This is a genomic window from Phocicoccus pinnipedialis (assembly GCF_903994035.1).
GTDB classification, from domain to species: Bacteria; Bacillota; Bacilli; order Staphylococcales; family Salinicoccaceae; genus Phocicoccus; species Phocicoccus pinnipedialis.
In genome coordinates this window covers 354,402-369,707 of record NZ_CAJEWB010000010.1, presented here as the reverse complement: position 1 = coordinate 369,707, position 15,306 = coordinate 354,402, and the positions used below count along the sequence as shown (strand labels likewise).

The 15,306-nt window shown below is 35.9% G+C and carries 14 protein-coding genes and 1 other RNA gene; 9 read left to right on the top strand and 6 right to left on the bottom strand.

Translation table 11 applies throughout. The features are described 5' to 3' along the window. Positions 1-38: 38 nt before the first annotated feature. From H9D55_RS06145 to H9D55_RS06135, 3 genes are read right to left on the bottom strand one after another with little or no spacing between them, the layout of a single operon-like run. Entirely contained in the window at positions 39-1,721 is a 1,683-nt protein-coding gene (locus tag H9D55_RS06145) for a b(o/a)3-type cytochrome-c oxidase subunit 1 (protein ID WP_235963129.1), read from the bottom strand. Next, on the bottom strand, positions 1,721-2,203 hold the full coding sequence (locus H9D55_RS06140; protein WP_186077798.1) for a cytochrome c oxidase subunit II: 483 nt from the start codon (positions 2,201-2,203) through the stop codon (positions 1,721-1,723). Before H9D55_RS06140 ends, H9D55_RS06145 begins: the two co-directional genes overlap by 1 nt. Before the next feature lie 16 nt (positions 2,204-2,219). Then, a complete protein-coding gene (locus H9D55_RS06135; RefSeq protein WP_186077797.1) occupies positions 2,220-2,372 on the bottom strand; it encodes a cytochrome c oxidase subunit 2A in 153 nt (50 codons plus the stop codon). A 119-nt stretch (positions 2,373-2,491) separates the two neighbouring features. Between H9D55_RS06135 and H9D55_RS06130 the strand changes: the two genes are divergently transcribed. The 3 genes from H9D55_RS06130 to H9D55_RS08215 all read left to right on the top strand — a co-directional run bounded on the left by H9D55_RS06130 (position 2,492) and on the right by H9D55_RS08215 (position 3,676). Then, positions 2,492-3,181 carry a Crp/Fnr family transcriptional regulator gene (locus H9D55_RS06130; protein ID WP_186077795.1) on the top strand — a complete coding sequence of 230 codons (690 nt, stop codon included), beginning with the start codon at positions 2,492-2,494 and terminating at the stop codon, positions 3,179-3,181. Between the two features lie 50 nt (positions 3,182-3,231). Further along, positions 3,232-3,424, top strand: a non-coding RNA gene (gene ssrS, locus H9D55_RS06125) — 6S RNA. A gap of 123 nt (positions 3,425-3,547) precedes the next feature. Next, on the top strand, positions 3,548-3,676 hold the full coding sequence (locus H9D55_RS08215; RefSeq protein WP_268884002.1) for a hypothetical protein: 129 nt from the start codon (positions 3,548-3,550) through the stop codon (positions 3,674-3,676). Between the two features lie 86 nt (positions 3,677-3,762). Here the strand turns inward: H9D55_RS08215 and H9D55_RS06120 are convergent, their stop codons facing one another. Further along, positions 3,763-5,034, bottom strand: coding sequence for a replication-associated recombination protein A (locus H9D55_RS06120; protein WP_186077793.1), 1,272 nt, complete (start codon positions 5,032-5,034; stop codon positions 3,763-3,765). 41 nt (positions 5,035-5,075) lie between these two features. On the opposite strand from H9D55_RS06120, the gene H9D55_RS06115 reads away from it, so the two are divergent. Then, entirely contained in the window at positions 5,076-5,528 is a 453-nt protein-coding gene (locus H9D55_RS06115) for an RrF2 family transcriptional regulator (RefSeq protein ID WP_328795565.1), read from the top strand. 19 nt (positions 5,529-5,547) lie between these two features. Here H9D55_RS06115 and H9D55_RS06110 read toward each other — a convergent pair whose 3' ends face one another. Further along, on the bottom strand, positions 5,548-7,227 hold the full coding sequence (locus H9D55_RS06110; RefSeq protein WP_186077789.1) for an ABC1 kinase family protein: 1,680 nt from the start codon (positions 7,225-7,227) through the stop codon (positions 5,548-5,550). Positions 7,228-7,504: 277 nt separating this feature from the next. Between H9D55_RS06110 and H9D55_RS06105 the strand changes: the two genes are divergently transcribed. Beyond that, on the top strand, positions 7,505-8,680 hold the full coding sequence (locus H9D55_RS06105; RefSeq protein WP_186077787.1) for a M20 metallopeptidase family protein: 1,176 nt from the start codon (positions 7,505-7,507) through the stop codon (positions 8,678-8,680). A gap of 149 nt (positions 8,681-8,829) precedes the next feature. Here the strand turns inward: H9D55_RS06105 and H9D55_RS06100 are convergent, their stop codons facing one another. After that, positions 8,830-9,831 (bottom strand): LLM class flavin-dependent oxidoreductase, encoded by a 1,002-nt coding sequence (locus H9D55_RS06100; protein WP_186077785.1) that lies wholly within the window; start codon positions 9,829-9,831, stop codon positions 8,830-8,832. A gap of 134 nt (positions 9,832-9,965) precedes the next feature. Between H9D55_RS06100 and H9D55_RS06095 the strand changes: the two genes are divergently transcribed. Genes H9D55_RS06095 through recD2 form a run of 4 tightly spaced genes read left to right on the top strand, consistent with a single transcriptional unit; the run spans position 9,966 to position 15,258 of the window. Continuing rightward, positions 9,966-11,090 carry a cysteine desulfurase family protein gene (locus tag H9D55_RS06095; protein ID WP_186077783.1) on the top strand — a complete coding sequence of 375 codons (1,125 nt, stop codon included), beginning with the start codon at positions 9,966-9,968 and terminating at the stop codon, positions 11,088-11,090. A 13-nt stretch (positions 11,091-11,103) separates the two neighbouring features. Then, positions 11,104-12,210 (top strand): tRNA 2-thiouridine(34) synthase MnmA, encoded by a 1,107-nt coding sequence (mnmA, locus tag H9D55_RS06090; RefSeq protein ID WP_186077781.1) that lies wholly within the window; start codon positions 11,104-11,106, stop codon positions 12,208-12,210. Then, complete coding sequence (locus tag H9D55_RS06085; RefSeq protein WP_186077779.1) at positions 12,207-12,857, top strand: tetratricopeptide repeat protein; 651 nt, start codon at positions 12,207-12,209, stop codon at positions 12,855-12,857. The genes mnmA and H9D55_RS06085 overlap by 4 nt, the downstream gene beginning before the upstream one ends. Before the next feature lie 16 nt (positions 12,858-12,873). Next, entirely contained in the window at positions 12,874-15,258 is a 2,385-nt protein-coding gene (gene recD2 / locus H9D55_RS06080) for an SF1B family DNA helicase RecD2 (RefSeq protein WP_186077777.1), read from the top strand. Positions 15,259-15,306 lie beyond the last annotated feature (48 nt).

Here is a 15,306-nt window from a genome sequence, read left to right as displayed (position 1 = left end):
ATGCATCTGCCGCAAAATTGTGGCAGATGCATTTTATTTTACCAGAATTTATATCCTTTAGATCCTGCAATGTTTTCTGTAAATATCTGTGATATTGGCATTGTGTAAGCTATTAATACTAGGAACACTGTGATGATTACAAGTAATCTCCAGTTCTCAATCCATCCAACATTCTTAACATCCTCATCAAGGAATTTTGCTACTGGGAATTCTTCTACTTCTGCTGAAGGTGGTCCCATAATAAGCTGAACAAATAAGGTTACTGCAATAATAATCGCAATGAATAAGAATACTCCACCAACTGCTTGCATCATTTGATAAGAAATCCACTCTTGTGCAAGTTCATGTCCACCGTATTCTGAGAAAGTAGAACGTCGTGGTGCACCTTTAAGTCCAACAATATGCATTGCCATTGACATGATACCCATTCCAAGCGCCCATGTGTATGCAAGCCACAATCCCATCGTATTCATTGATGATGAAATCCGTTTACCAGTAATGTGTGGTAATAAGAACATCATCGCTCCGAAGTACGTAAGAATTACCGGAGCACCTACTGTAATGTGGAAGTGTCCGACAATCCAAATTGTATTATGTACAAGTTGGTTCATCTGGCCTGACGCATTGATAATCCCACCAAGTCCACCAGGGATAAAGAACAACATACCAACAAATGGGAGTACAAATCGAGCGTCTTTCCATGGCAATTTTTTAAACCAATCGAGAAGTCCCGTTGCTCCTTGTTTACGTCCGTATGTTTCAAATGTCGCAAATAGACTAAATGCCGTAATTAATGATGGGACGATTACCATGAATGTAAGAATCACTTGAAGACCTTTCCAGAATGCATCAATTCCTGGCTCTACTAATTGGTGGTGAATTCCAACCGGTATTGAAAAGAATAGGAATAATACAAAGCTGAGTCTTGCAAGCTTATCTGAAAAACCTTTAATACCAACGATCTTTGGAATGCTTACGTACCATACCATGTATGCTGGCAATAACCAGAAGTATACAAGCGCATGTCCAAAGTACCAAAATAGAGTACGTGTAAGTTTAACGTTTATCGTTTCAATCCATCCAAATGACCAAGGAATGAATTGGAATAATGTCATTGATGCAACACCCAATGTACATACATACCACATGACGTTGTTCACTGCGACCATGAAAGCAAGTAATGGAGATTTTTGCCCTTTGTTTTCACTTCTCCATCTTTGATATCTGATTATTTGACTCGTCGCTGTAAGCCAAGTGCCAATCACTACGAGTGTAAGACCTACATAGAACAAACCATGTGCTTGAAGCGGGGCATAGAACGTATATAATACTGATGCTTGGTTCGTTGCAATCATTGCTGCAGCCATAAGTGTACCGACTGTCATGAACCAGAACCCAATCCAACCAAGCCTTCTTTCTGTTTTATTCAACGGTCCACAAACGCGTGAAACTGCTGCTGTTTGGAATCCCATAATGAAGAAGAACGTAAGTACTAATGCTAAAATGACTCCATGTAATGTAAGTAATTGATAATAACCGATTCCAAAAGGAAGTTCAAATTGTCCAGATCGTACTAGTGTTTGAAGTAATCCAGCTGTACCACCGATGAGTAGTGCCACGATTACCCAAATCATATTCGCGAGCACAAGACGTCCATCTTTTGGATCGATTATAGTATTTTTATCAAAAATCATATTCCCTGTGTAATTTTGTACAGACATTACTCCTCACCTCCAGTTACCTTAATTAATGAAGTCATATCTGTATGACCAACACCACAATACTCGTTACAAATGATTAAAAATTCGCCTTCTTTATTGAAATTTGCAGTATATTTTGAAATTAGACCTGGTTCAACCATCATATTGACGTTCGTCTGGGCGATTTCAAAACCGTGAATGACATCCGGAGTTGTCACATGAATTCTTACTCTAGAACCTTTTGGAATCTCTACTTCACGAGGTTCATATTGAAACGCACTCGCTACAAAATATAATTCATAGTCATATTCATCAGTGTCTGATTCGTACAATCCAGGTTCTTTAAATCTTGCGTCATCTCTGACATGCTCTGGATTTATCGTTTCAATACCACTTGCAGCAGGTGAGTGTCCCTGATGCACAGCTGATATACCTAAAATAACTAAGAAAATAACTAAAGCACTCGTACCAAATGTCAGCCAAATTTTTTCGTATTTATGCACAATTGTTCACCATCCTCTACATTCTCTCCATAAACAGCATAAATGCACCAAACCACGATATCACCATTATGACACCGAGTGTCATAACCATAAGGAATGTTCCTTTTAGGTTCATTCCGTCGTGATGATTCTCATTTACAGTGTCTTTTTTCTTTTTGTTATTTGACATGTAATCACCTTCCATAATCTCTTGTTATGAACATTGTATGACAATTTTTTGCGTAAAAAAGTGATAAATGTCACATTTTGTGATAGAATTTTTAGTAATGATGAGAAGGTGAGATATTGATGACACAATTATTTCAGCCAAACTTAATAATTCAATTTATTAAGGAGAATGGTACATCAATTCAAGTTAAAAAAGATGATTATATATACAATTTTGGAGATCATACAGACTCTATTTATTTATTAATTTCGGGTGAGGTCTTCATATCTAGAATGCAACCAGAAGGGATAGAGTTGGTAACTCATTTATTAAAAACACATTCAATTTTTGGAGCTGTGACGCTTTTTTGTGGACCCAAAACATTCAACACAGTTGCTCAGGCGAGGGTAGACTGTAAATTAATTCGTATTGAAAAACACAAGTTTGAAGAAGCGGTATACTCACATCAAGATTATACGAAAGAGTGGATGAAATGGGTGGATCTCGAACGGTCAAGACATTCCACTAAAATAAGAGATCTAATTATGTTCGGAAAGTACGGTGCGCTTGCGAGTGTTTTAATACGCCTTACAAATACATATGGAGTTAGAAAAAGTGACGGAGTGTTGATTGACACTAAATTAACGAACCAAGAGTTAGCTAAATTAATAGGAACTTCGAGAGAAGTAGTAAATAGATATTTGAGAGAAATGCGGAATGAAGGAATTCTGAGTATTGAGAAGAAGAAAATTACTATACTAGAACTAGAAGAATTAAAGCGTATTAACAACTGCGAGAACTGTGATATCAACGTTTGTCAGATATTTTAGTCATATTTATTGCAATCTATAAAGTTGAGTGATAAAATTATATTAATAAGAAATTCCTGAAAGGTTCGTGATGTGTCGGTTGTATTTTGACCTAACACCTTTTAAATCGGGAGCACGAGTTTTCATTGGAAGAGCATGCCTACATGACGATGTTGGGACGTTCGGAAATTGGAACAGGGCACCCACCTGCAATGAGCAGGCCAAATTAATCGACAAATACACACGGCTTATGTTGGGTATTTCTAAAGCAGTCAATTTATTGGCTGCTTTTTTATATTTTTAATTTTATTAAAATCACTTTATTTTATTAAAATGTGTGTTATCATAATAAACGTAAATTTGAAATGGAAAGGTTGCGGGTGTTTAATGGCACATGTAATCAAAGCCAATGATGAAAAACTAAATGAAGTAAAACAAACAAAACATGAAGATAAAATGTGTGAGCTACTAAAGAAAAGAAAGCAAGCTCGACGCAATATTTTTAGAGGCATATAGATTAAAAGCATCCCGAATGGAGTGCTTTTTTTATTTTAAAATTTTCAAAATAAAGACACACAATCTCGAATTGTGTGTCTTTATCTCTAATTAAAATAGTGTTTTAACCTGTTATACGTATCATTTAAAAGAGATTCATATTTTGAGATTCCATCGTTTTTAAAGTATTTTTTAGTTTTTAGTGTGTCTGGTAGATATTGTTGTTTAACAACATGATTCGGATATTCATGTGGATATTTATATTCGATTGAGTTTCCGAGTTCTTTTGCACCAGCGTAATGTCCATCTTTCAGATGTTTTGGAACAATCCCTACACGCCCATGCTTAATATCACTTAATGCATTGTCAATGCTCTTTATCGCAGTATTTGACTTAGGTGACAAGGCCAATTCAATCACTGCGTGTGAAAGTGGAATTCGCGCTTCTGGAAATCCAAGTCGTTCCGCTGCAACTATTGCATCTAATGTTCTACTGGTTAGTACAGGATTAGCAAGTCCAATATCTTCATATGCAATAACAAGTAGTCGCCTTGCTATAGTGACTAAGTCTCCTGCAGAAATAAGTCTAGCGAGATAGTGTAGAGCTGCATCTACATCACTTCCACGAATCGATTTTTGAAAGGCACTCATCACGTCATAGTGCTGATCACCATCCTTGTCATGTAAAAAAGTAGTCTGCTGCATTGTGTCTTGTGCATCTTTTAAAGTAATTTTGATGTTACCATCAACGGACTCACTAGATAAAACAGCAAGCTCTAATGCATTTAAGGCACTTCTGATGTCTCCTTGTGCGCTATTTGTGAAGTGCTCTAATGCATCTTCTTCTATCTCAACATCATAATTTCCCAATCCGTTTTCTTTATTCTCTAATGCGTGCAAAATTGCTATCTTTACTTCTTCACTACTTAATGGATGAAGTTCAAATATTTGAGCACGTGAGCGAATTGCCGGATTGATGGCATGATATGGATTTGACGTTGTTGCACCGATGAGTACAATAGTTCCGTTTTCAAGATAAGGGAGCAGAAAGTCTTGCTTCGCTTTGTCGAGTCTGTGTATTTCATCTAACATTAAAATTACAGAGCCTGACATTTTACCTTCAGCTACAACATGTTCCATATCTTTCTTAGTATTAGAGACCGCATTAAGTGTTCTAAACATTAAATTTGTAGATCCTGCTAAGGCACTTGCGATGCTTGTTTTTCCAATTCCAGGAGGACCATAGAGAATCATTGACGAGAGTCGCTTCGCTTTTACCATACGCCTAATAATGCCGCCATCGCCAACAAGGTGTTTCTGTCCGAGAACGTTATCGATTGTTTTTGGTCTCATTCTATAACTTAGTGGTTGGTTTGCCATTGTATTCACCTGACATTTATATAATAATGAAGTAGTGTATATTGTACATTAATTTCAGACTTAATTCGAGAGGTGAAACTTTGTTTATCTCAACTAAAGGAAGATATGGGCTTTATTTCATGACAGTTTTAGCTGATAGCTACAACGTAGAGCGTCGTTCTGTTAAGTCAGTAGCAACTGAACGTGAAATCAGTGATTTGTATTTAGAACAAATTGTAGCGAAACTTAAAAGAGCAAAACTAGTTAAGAGCACACGTGGAGCATACGGGGGGTATGAGTTAAACATGCCACCTGAAGAAATTTCAGTGTATATGATTTTTAAAGCAGTAGGAGAAAATATACTCATCATTGAACAAGATGAAAAAGATACAAAAAATGAAAAATATTTATGGCGAGAGATGAGAGATGCAATTAGTGGTGTTATGAAAAATACTTCTCTTTATGATCTCATCACTAGTCCTGACGAAATAGAAGAATATATGTTTTACATTTAATTTAATAAAACAGGTCAGTTTATAACCGACCTGTTTTAAATATGGAGTAAATAAGCCATAGGAACATGAAAACTGCGAGTACAGAACCAATCTCGATAATAGGAAACTTAAATAATATAGAGCCTTCACCAAGAATCGACGCACCTATGATTAGCCCTACCATTAGAATGGATAGTGAAAGTAATACTAAACTGAAACTCAGTCTATTAATGATTTTATCGGCATGCTTGCTGATCTCTTTTCGTCCATCAACTTTGACTCGTATTGGTAATTCTCTGTTTTTAAGACCTTTTGTAAATTGATGTAAATTTTGTGCAGCATTTGCCGCATCTTCTTGAATTTCCACCCAATCGACCATCTTAGTTTCTACGAAACGCTTCGGGTTGAATCTCTCTAAGACCAATTTTTTACCGAATGGTTCCGCAACATCGATAATGCTGAATGTTTTTGAGAGTAACTCAATATTTCCTTCAAGAGTAATGAGTGTTTTACCTAATAACGTAAAGTCTTTAGGTAGACGAATGTGATAATGGTTTGTAATAGAGAATAAATCATCTACAGCATCGCTAAAGTTGAGCTGTGCTAACGGAATATCGTAGTATTTATCTTGTAATATTTCCGCTTCACGATATAGATCATTTACGTCAACAACATCTGGTACGACTCCCATTCGGATGATAGAACGTACTACCTTAGTTGAATCACGTTGCATCATACCAATCAGAATATTTCCGAAATTGTATCGTAAATCATTTGTCAGTGTTCCAACCATTCCAAAGTCAATAAAGCCTAGACGTCCATCTCTTAACACGATGATGTTACCTGGATGGATATCTGCATGAAAAAATCCAAGGTTAAAAATTTGAGTAAATATTGTTTTCGATAAAATTTCTGCAAGCTTTTCGGTACTGATATTTAAGTCTTCTATTACTTCAGTATCTCTAATAGATACACCGTCTAAATAATCCATTGTAAGCACGGTTTTGTTAGTTAATTGGAGTATACATTCTGGGAAAGCGGTGTTTGGATCGTCTTTAAATGCTTTTCTAAGTCGTTCCATACTTCTTGCTTCTATCATATAGTCCATTTCATCAATCATTGCATTCGCAAGTTCGTCAACAATACTTGTAACTTGATATTGTTCTGCCCAACCAAAATGATTTTCAGCAGTTTGCGCGATCGTTCTTAATATTTCTAGATCAGCACGTACTTGTTTTTCAATATCTGGTCTTTGGACTTTGATCGCAACGACGCGACCGTCATGAAGGACAGCACGATGAACTTGTCCAATGGAGGCGGAACCGATGGGTTCATCCTCAAAAATAGAGAAGACCTCATCAATTTTAATATCTAACGATTCTTCTATTAAGCTTTTTGCAACCTCAGTTTCGAATGGAGGCACATGATTTTGAAGTTTTTCAAGTTCTGAGATGATATTATCTGGTATAATATCACCACGTGTAGAAGCGATCTGGCCAAGCTTTATGAATGTAGGCCCCGCTTCTTCTAAAAAGATTCGAATGCGTTCTGCAAAAGTTTTTTCATCTGAAACGGTTTGTTTAGTGATTAGGCGTCTCGGCAAAGAGAGAATTCTGTCTAACCCTGATTCTTCAATTATAAAACCGAGGCCACTTTTTGAAAATAAAACAGCAATTTCTCTAAAACGATTTAAATACTTTATTTGTTTTTTTAATAACATGGCGTGCACCTCTATGTTCTTTATAACTCTATTTTAAAGTTTAAACAACATGATGTATAGCAATTGATTTGTTGACTTTTTATCAAATTTATGAGACGTAATATTAAAAGTAAAGAACTTATAAATCATTCTATTGATTTTAAAACCTTACCCTTCATTATAGCAATCACTTACAAATGCAAGGCTGTAAAAGAGTTAATTTATTTAAAAATATGTCGTTTGTGACCTTTAGGAAATATTTGTTTATAATTGAGTGTATAAAAGAAAGGTGTGTACTATGAATAATTACATACAAGATACAATAAACTTTAGGCGGGAACTTCACGAGAATCCTGAACTATCTATGATGGAAGAAAATACATCGAGAAGAGTTAAAGAAAAGCTAACAGAATATGGAATCCCTTTTAAGGAAGGATATGCAAAGCATGGAATCTTAGGAATTATCAAAGGTGAAAAACCGGGTGGAATCGTAGGGATTAGAGCTGACATGGATGCTTTACCCATAAATGAATCCAGTGGAGAACCATTTTCATCTAAAGTAGAAAATATAATGCATGCATGTGGACATGACGCCCACACGTCTATGCTTGTAACTGTTGGGAGGATTTTGAACGAACGTAGATCAGAAATAAGTGGAGTGATTTTACTTATATTCCAACCTGCAGAAGAAAACTCACCAACAGGAGGTTCTCAAGCGATGATGGACGATGGTATTTTTGATGAATACGAACCAGATGTTTTACTCGCTCAACACGTATGGCCAGGTTTACCTGTTGGACAATTCGGTGTGATGAGTGGGCCCATCATGGGAAATTCTGATCGATTCAAAATCAAGATAACTGGAACTGGCGGACATGCTGCAATGCCAAATGAAACGAACGATGCAATCATTATGATGAATGCATTGATCTCAAACTTACAAACGATAGTGTCTAGAAATGTCGATCCATTTGACCCAGCAGTGCTTACTATTGGTACAGTAAAAGCAGGAACTGCATATAACGTAATTGCTGAAGAGGCTGAATTAAATGGAACAATCCGTACTCAGTCAGATGATGTAAAAGAACTCATTAAGAGACGCTTCCATGAAGTGGTTGAAGAAACAATTGCTGCATTCAAAGGTAAAGTAGAGATTGATTACTATGATGGATATCCGGCAACGGTGAATGATGAGGAAATCGCTATTCAAGTAAAATCAGTCATAAGTAAAAAATATGGTGAAGAATCAGTACCGAGCTTAAGACCTTCGCTCGGAGGAGAAGACTTCGGAAGATTCTTAAAAAAGTATCCTGGTGTATATTACTGGCTTGGTACATCAATTGGTGAAGGTCAAAAACCACTTCATAACCCAGGTTTTAAATTAAACGAAGATGCGCTAAAATATGGAGTAGAGACGATGGTTGAAGTTACTCTAAAAACATTAGAAAGAGTGAACGAAAAATTAAATGATTAATTTACTAGTGATAATCATTCCAATTTTATTAATTCAAGTCGCTGCCTTCACAGTTATTATTTTATACATTAGAAAAAATAAAGAGAGAGATTATTAATTTCTTAATCAAGAAAATAAGCACCTAACGATATCGTTAGGTGCTTATTCTCTTATTGAACTAAAAGTTCGTTTACGATTTCTTCAAATAAATTGTATGATTTTTTCCAAGCTTCTGTATCGTAAATTGCAGATGCGATAATCAGTTCATCAACATTGTGTTTTTGTTGGAAGAATTCTAGCTGCTTCTTAGCAGTATCCTTACTACCTTTTATTTGAATAGGGAACTGGCTCTCTATAACAAATTGTTCATGAGTTGACCACTTTTTACTCATATCTTCGATTGGTTTCTTCATTGGTGCTCTATCATGCTTAATCATGCTCAATATGTTTTGATAGTGGCTCGATGCAAGAACATCAGCATCTTCATCTGTATCTGCCATGATTACATTTAGCGTTGCCATCTTATATGGTTTGTCTAATTGCTCACTTGCTTGGAAATTTCGCTCATAAATTTCAAAAGCTTCTTCCATCATTTTAGGTGCAAAGTGTGAGGCGAATGCATATGGTAATCCAAGTTCTGCAGCAATGTATGCTGAGTCTGTTGAACTTCCTAATACATATAATGGAATATTTGTTCCGGTACCGGGATTCGCGATCACTTGTGATTCTTGGTCAGATAAAAAGAATTGAAGTTCTTGAATTTCATCTTTAAAATTAAACACGCCGACATTGATATCCCGACGAATTGCACGTGCTGTCATCATATCTGTCCCTGGTGCGCGCCCAAGTCCAATATCAAAACGGTCTCCGTATAGTTCAAACATTGTACCAAAATCTTCAGCTACTATATATGGAGTGTGGTTTGGTAGCATCACACCACCAGACCCCACTCTAATCTTTTCTGTTTTTGAAGCTGTATAGTGAATTAGCTGGCGCGTCGCACTCGAGGCGATTGACCTCATATTATGATGCTCACTAATCCAATACCTTTTATAAGAAGAATGATCGAGGTGCTGCGCAAGTTCGACCATTCTATCAAGCGCATCTTTAGTATCATAACCTTCTCTTACATATACTAAATTTAAAACCGAAATTGCTAAGTTTTTATTCATGTAATCTCTCCTCAAAACTATTATTATAAAACATACATTAAAAGTCTATTTAATTGCTTTGAGCAGTGGACTATAAACTGGGCAACAAACATGGTAAAATAGTTAACTGATAAAGTACTAAGGAGAGGCTTAAAATGCAAGAAAACACACCGATATATTTAGACTATGCGGCAACGAATCCGCTAGATAGAGAAATTCTAAGTAAGATGATGATGGTATCGACACATTATGGTAACCCATCTTCCGTTCATAAACTTGGAAAAAATGCAAAAATAAGATTAGAACGTGCGAGAGAACTAATCGCAGATAACATCTTTGTAGATCCAAATGAGATTATTTTTACTAGTGGTGCAACAGAATCAAATAATACGGTGTTAGAGAGTGTAAGTCGTGCAAACAAAAATGCACACATCATTACAACGAAGCTTGAGCATAAGTCTATCTTAGAAAAACTGGAACAAGATAAAAATATTGAGGTAAGCTTTGTAGAGACAGATAGTGAAGGTCTCATTAACATCGATGACTTAAAATCTAAAATAAGAGACAACACGAAACTCATAACAATTCACTATGTTAATAATGAAACAGGTACGATCCAGCCAATTAAAGAAATCTGTGAAATGTTAAGAGATACGGGTATACTAATACACATTGACGCAGCGCAAGCACTCGGTCATGTTCCACTTGATATGTCAAAATTAGATGTCGATTACATGAGTATCAGTGGTCATAAAATAGGGGCACCAAAAGGGATTGGTTTACTATATATTAAATCTGATAGTAAGTTAAACCCATTAATTTATGGTGGAGAACAAGAACGCGGGCGCCGTGCAGGAACCGAGAATCTAATCTATGCACATGCAATTTCAGTAGGAGTACGCAAAGCAGTACGTGACTTTGATGAGAGAAGAGCGACAGAACAATTATTAAAAAATTTATTCTTATCAGAACTAAACTCACTTGGTGTCCCATATGAGCTAAATGCATCAAAAAATGTGAGTCCTCACATCATCAACATATATTTACCGTTTGTCACGACAGATATTATGTTGACGAGATTAGATTTGAAAGATGTGTATGTGTCAGGGGGATCTGCATGCAACGCAGGCACTGTTCAACCATCACACGTGATTACTGATATGTATGATGAAAATCGTGCCAACCGCTCAATTAGAGTGAGCTTAAATTATATGACGACAGAAGATGAAATTAAGAAAGCAGCTACAATATTCAAAGAAATATATGAAAGTTTAAAATAAAGGATGAAAAAATATGAAAGATAATAGTAATACAACCGTAGTTGTCGGTATGAGTGGAGGTGTTGACTCAAGCGTAACAGCCAAAGTTCTGAAAGACGAAGGATATAATGTTATCGGAATTTTTATGAAAAACTGGGATGACACAGACGAGTTCGGTGTTTGTACAGCAACTGAGGACTATGAGGATGTAAGAAAAGTTGCGGAACAAATTGGGATCCCATACTACGCAGTAAACTTTGAAAAAGAATATTACGATCGTGTATTTAAATATTTTCTAGAAGAGTACAACAGAGGACGTACACCAAACCCGGACGTCATGTGTAATAAAGAAATTAAGTTCAATGCATTCTTAGACTATGCTATGAAACTTGGTGCTGACTATGTTGCTACAGGTCACTATGCACGTGTTACACATGATGGTGAAGTACAAATGTTACGTGGAGTCGACGATAACAAAGATCAGACGTATTTCCTAAACCAATTAACTAAAAATCAGCTTGAAAAAACATTGTTTCCGCTTGGTCACTTAGAGAAGAGTGAAGTAAGAGAACTTGCCCACAAATATGATCTTGCAACAAAAGACAAAAAAGACTCAACAGGCATTTGCTTTATTGGTGAAAGAGACTTTAAAGAGTTTCTTTCAAATTATCTTCCAGCAAACCCTGGTAAGATTATTGACTTTGAATCTGGTGAAGAAAAAGGTAATCATGATGGCTTAATGTATTACACTATTGGTCAACGTCAAGGTCTCGGTATTGGCGGTTCAGGTGGTCCGTACTTCGTTGCTGGTAAAAATTTAGAAACTAATGAACTCTATGTTGTTTCAGGTTATGACAACGAGTATCTATATTCTACAAGCTTGATTGCAACGGAAGTCAACTTCATTAACAACGTCTTAAATGAATTCACAGCGACAGCTAAATTCAGATATCGTCAAAAAGACACGAAAGTATCTGTTAAAAGAATTGGTGAAGATGTAATTGAAGTAACCTTTTTAGAACCTACACGTGCAATTACACCAGGTCAAGCCGTTGTGCTCTATGACGGAGAACGTGTAATCGGAGGCGCAACAATCGATAAAGTCTTCAAAAATGGCAAGAGATTGGAGTATCTCGCATGACTCTAACTTATGAACACTTAATTGAATCGGGTGATTATGAAGCGGCCTTAAAGAAAATTTTTGAGCAAATTGAGATTGAAAAAAATAATGAAGTCCACTATATAAATGGTGGACTTGTTCTATATAAACTTCATAAATTAGAAGAAGCAGTGAAATTCTTAGAGCGTGCAATTAAAATTGCTGAAGACAATACACTCGCAATATACTCATTGGCAAACATTTATTATGAAGAAGGAAAATATTATGATGCGCGAACGCTGTTTTTATCTATATATGATAAAATGTCTGAAGATATTGATTTAAATTATATGATCGCTTTATGTCATGTGAATTTAAACGAAGCGCGCATGGCTATTCCATTTTTTGAAGTGGCAATTAAAGATAACGATGACGCTGAAATTCTATTTCAGTACGGTGTACTTCTATGTCAGTTAGGTCTGTTAGGTCAAGGAGAATCATTGCTTAATAGAGTTACATCCCTAGAAGAACATGCGGATGCGGAATACAATCTCGGACTTGTGAAATTGACTAGAGATAGTGATTTATTGCGTGCTAAAACTCATTTTGAAACAGCAATTAGAATTCAACAGGATCATCTATTAGCGCACCATGTTTTAAAAGAGATTAATAAGCAATTAGATGAGTAAAGTAAGGAGAATAAATATGACACAGATGACACTTGATGATGAGCCATTTGTTATTGGTGAAATTGACCGTGTAATTTTTCATAACAAAGACAATCACTTCTATGTGTGTGTCTTATTTATTCATGAAACAAACACTGAATTAATAGATGAAACGATTGTCACAGGCAACTTTTATGACATCAACGAAGGTGAAACGTACCGTTTTACTGGTCAAGTAACTGAACATCAAAGATATGGCAAACAGTTTCAAGCTAAAGAATTTAAAAAAGATATTCCACGATCTGAAGATGGGCTTGTAGAATATTTATCTGGAAATAAATTTGTAGGTGTCGGGCCTAAAACTGCAGAAGCAGTTGTAAATACACTCGGCATCAATGCGTTAAAAAAAATTGCTGAAGATTATACAGTGCTTCACGATGTACCTGGTATTTCTGATTCTAGAAAACGCATGATTTATAGAACAATTAAAGAGAACTATGCGACTGAAGAAGCAGATCTCATAATGATTGAGCTCGGTATTGAACCTGTTAAGCGTGCAAAAATATTTGATACTTATCAAAGTGAAACATTAAACATTTTAACAAATACGCCGTATAAACTCGTTGAGGATATTTTTGGCATAGGGTTTAAAAAGGCAGACCTTATAGCTCTAAAAGCGGGTATTCAGAAAAATTCCAGTGATAGACTATCAGCTGGCATTCACTATTGTTTAGAGCGTGCTTTAAACGAAGAAGGACATACATATATTACGCTTGACAATCTAATAACAGACACATTAACTCTATTAAATGATGAAGTTAGTTATTTTGATACTGAAGACGTAACAGAGCAAGTGAATACTCTCGCATCAGATGACAAACTCGTTGTACAAGACGACAGAATCACAGATAAACTATTTTACTATAGTGAAAAAAACTCAGCAAATAAAATCTATGAATTATCTCAAGTAGAAATGAAACATGTGAGTACAAAAGAGATTGAACGCATAATCAACCGTGTTGAGACAGAGCTTAATATTACTTACAACGAAGAACAAAAGGATGCGATTACACATGCAGTTCGTTCACCACTTTCTATCATCACTGGGGGGCCAGGTACCGGTAAGACGACGATCGTTAAAGGAATCATTGAGACAATACGTCAGTTGAATGACATCAAGCCTTTTATTGACCATGATAATTCTGACGGATTATATCCAATTCAGCTTGCCGCTCCTACTGGTCGTGCTGCAAAGCGCATGAAAGAGACAACTGGAATTGACGCTTCTACTATCCACAGATTGATTGGATGGGGCCGTGAAACCGAAGACACTGAAATCATAGATAATATTATTGATACAGAATTTATTATTGTCGATGAGATGTCTATGGTAGATACATGGCTCTTTTATCAATTCATTAAGAATGTTTTGCCAGAAACTCAAATCGTATTTGTTGGAGATGACGCACAGCTTCCATCCGTTGGACCGGGAACAGTTTTTAAAGATTTAATTGAATCTAGGGTCATTCCTGTAACGAAGTTGAAAACGATTTATAGACAAGCGGAAGGTTCTTCAATCGTGAAGCTTGCATACGAAATTAACAATGGTCAACAGGTGAACATAAAAGAGCGTCACGATGACCGTTCGTTCATAGAAGCACGTACGGATCAGATTGCAGATGTTGTAGATATCATTGTAAAGAAAGCAGTAGAACGTGGTTTTGACATGAGAGATGTCCAAGTATTAGCACCAATATATCGTGGACCAGCTGGTATCAATGCATTAAATCAAGTCTTACAAAAAGTCTTGAATCCAAGAACAAATGAAAAGAATGAAATTGTAATTGGGGAAAAAGTATTTAGAGAAAGCGATAAAGTAATCCAACTCATCAACAGACGTGAAGACAATGTGTTTAATGGAGACGCTGGAATTATTCATTCAATTGTAGACTCACACGAAGGCAGTAAAGAAAGTGTCACAGTAGATTTTGATGGCAACTTAATTACGTATGAAAGAAAAGACTTATCAGAACTTGCACACGCTTACTGCACAAGTATTCACAAAGCGCAAGGAAGTGAATACCCAATCGTCATAATGCCAATTGTTCCAAGTTACTATCATATGCTTCAGAAGAATATTATTTATACAGGAGTTACAAGGGCGAAAGATAGCTTAATTATATGTGGAGATGCAAACTCATTTTTAAATGGTATCAAACGTGAGGGTATCAAGAGAAACACGATGCTCGAAACATATTTGCACGAAATATTTAAAATCTATGAAAAATTAGAAGATAAAGATATCGTTATTGAAGAATCAAGTAATCCAAAGTCATTTATGTTGACAGAATCTATGGTTATAGAGAAAAGAATAGACCCTATGATTAACATGAATGGCGTAACACCCTTCGATTTTAATTGACGATTCAAGTATATTCTCATATAATTTATTCTTATAAGTATATAAACA

Excerpts from the sequence above, each read along its gene's own strand:
- H9D55_RS08215 (WP_268884002.1), top strand. The coding sequence starts at position 3,548 with ATGGCACATGTAATCAAAGCCAATGATGAAAAACTAAATGAAGTAAAA.
- mnmA (WP_186077781.1), top strand. The coding sequence starts at position 11,104 with ATGAAAGATAATAGTAATACAACCGTAGTTGTCGGTATGAGTGGAGGT.
- H9D55_RS06130 (WP_186077795.1), top strand. The coding sequence starts at position 2,492 with ATGACACAATTATTTCAGCCAAACTTAATAATTCAATTTATTAAGGAG.
- H9D55_RS06095 (WP_186077783.1), top strand. The coding sequence starts at position 9,966 with ATGCAAGAAAACACACCGATATATTTAGACTATGCGGCAACGAATCCG.
- H9D55_RS06120 (WP_186077793.1), bottom strand. The coding sequence starts at position 5,034 with ATGGCAAACCAACCACTAAGTTATAGAATGAGACCAAAAACAATCGAT.
- recD2 (WP_186077777.1), top strand. The coding sequence starts at position 12,874 with ATGACACAGATGACACTTGATGATGAGCCATTTGTTATTGGTGAAATT.
- H9D55_RS06100 (WP_186077785.1), bottom strand. The coding sequence starts at position 9,831 with ATGAATAAAAACTTAGCAATTTCGGTTTTAAATTTAGTATATGTAAGA.
- H9D55_RS06145 (WP_235963129.1), bottom strand. The coding sequence starts at position 1,721 with ATGTCTGTACAAAATTACACAGGGAATATGATTTTTGATAAAAATACT.
- H9D55_RS06135 (WP_186077797.1), bottom strand. The coding sequence starts at position 2,372 with ATGTCAAATAACAAAAAGAAAAAAGACACTGTAAATGAGAATCATCAC.
- H9D55_RS06110 (WP_186077789.1), bottom strand. The coding sequence starts at position 7,227 with ATGTTATTAAAAAAACAAATAAAGTATTTAAATCGTTTTAGAGAAATT.
- H9D55_RS06085 (WP_186077779.1), top strand. The coding sequence starts at position 12,207 with ATGACTCTAACTTATGAACACTTAATTGAATCGGGTGATTATGAAGCG.
- H9D55_RS06105 (WP_186077787.1), top strand. The coding sequence starts at position 7,505 with ATGAATAATTACATACAAGATACAATAAACTTTAGGCGGGAACTTCAC.